This window comes from Vibrio sp. B1-2 (assembly GCF_963888445.1).
Classification (GTDB): Bacteria; Pseudomonadota; Gammaproteobacteria; order Enterobacterales; family Vibrionaceae; genus Vibrio; species Vibrio anguillarum.
In genome coordinates this window covers 1-828 of sequence record NZ_CAWPJH010000029.1, presented here as the reverse complement: position 1 = coordinate 828, position 828 = coordinate 1, and the positions used below count along the sequence as shown (strand labels likewise).

Below are 828 nucleotides of genomic sequence, written 5' to 3'. Positions count from 1 at the left end.
GCATAACGCCGCGTTAAGTGGTGAGCAACGCTAAACACCTATGCCGCGGCAAACCACTTAAAACGGAAAAACTGAATTTACACTAAAACCGCCAAGCGTTGCGAATCCATCTTAAATGCTTTGTTAGTTTACTTTCCACACCAATCGCACGATTTAATTAAATTGCACATTTGGCTCGATGCCCTATAATATTACTGCACTTACAGACTTGGAGCTTAACCATGTACACATTAACAGCAAATGATGCCAAACGTAATTTCGGTGAACTGCTTCTAAACGCTCAACGTGAGCCAGTTAAAATTAGTAAAAACAATAAAGATGCCGTTGTTGTGATGTCGATTAGAGACTATGAAGAACTTGAAGTCATGAAAGCCGATTACATAAAACATTGTTTTGAGTCCGCAAAAGCAGACTTAGCCCAAGGCAATATAGTTGACGGTGAAAATTTCCTAAACGCGTTGTAAGTAAAGTATGTACAAGAATAAATATAAACTAAGTAAATTAGCACAGGCTCATTTACATAAAATCAAAAATTATACCATTACAAACTTTTCCGAGATGCAGTGGAACGCATACAAAGATACTCTTCTTACTGGGTTTCAGATGCTCGCTGACAACCCAGCGGTAGGCAGAAGCTGCAACGATTTATATCAAAATGGTTTTTACTTCCCTATAGGCAAGCATACGGCTTACTTTACCAAGGAAGACAGCTTTATTTTGGTCGTTGCAGTCCTTGGACAATCTCAATTGCCACAAAACCATCTGCGATAATTATCACACCCTAGCGTATTGAGTTAGGGTGCAATCTTGATTGGTAAACTAACGCCC

General features: G+C 39.3%; 2 protein-coding genes. Both read left to right on the top strand.

All coding sequences use genetic code 11. The features are described from left to right. Positions 1 to 221: 221 nt before the first annotated feature. Positions 222 to 464: a type II toxin-antitoxin system Phd/YefM family antitoxin gene (locus tag AACQ75_RS09915; RefSeq protein ID WP_017045808.1), complete on the top strand. Its 243-nt coding sequence runs from the start codon at positions 222 to 224 to the stop codon at positions 462 to 464. 7 nt (positions 465 to 471) lie between these two features. After that, a complete protein-coding gene (locus AACQ75_RS09910; protein WP_017048437.1) occupies positions 472 to 771 on the top strand; it encodes a type II toxin-antitoxin system RelE/ParE family toxin in 300 nt (99 codons plus the stop codon). Positions 772 to 828: the final 57 nt, after the last annotated feature.

What these genes read in the sequence shown, in the direction of transcription:
- AACQ75_RS09915 (WP_017045808.1), top strand. Translation starts at nt 222, where the DNA reads ATGTACACATTAACAGCAAATGATGCCAAACGTAATTTCGGTGAACTG.
- AACQ75_RS09910 (WP_017048437.1), top strand. Translation starts at nt 472, where the DNA reads ATGTACAAGAATAAATATAAACTAAGTAAATTAGCACAGGCTCATTTA.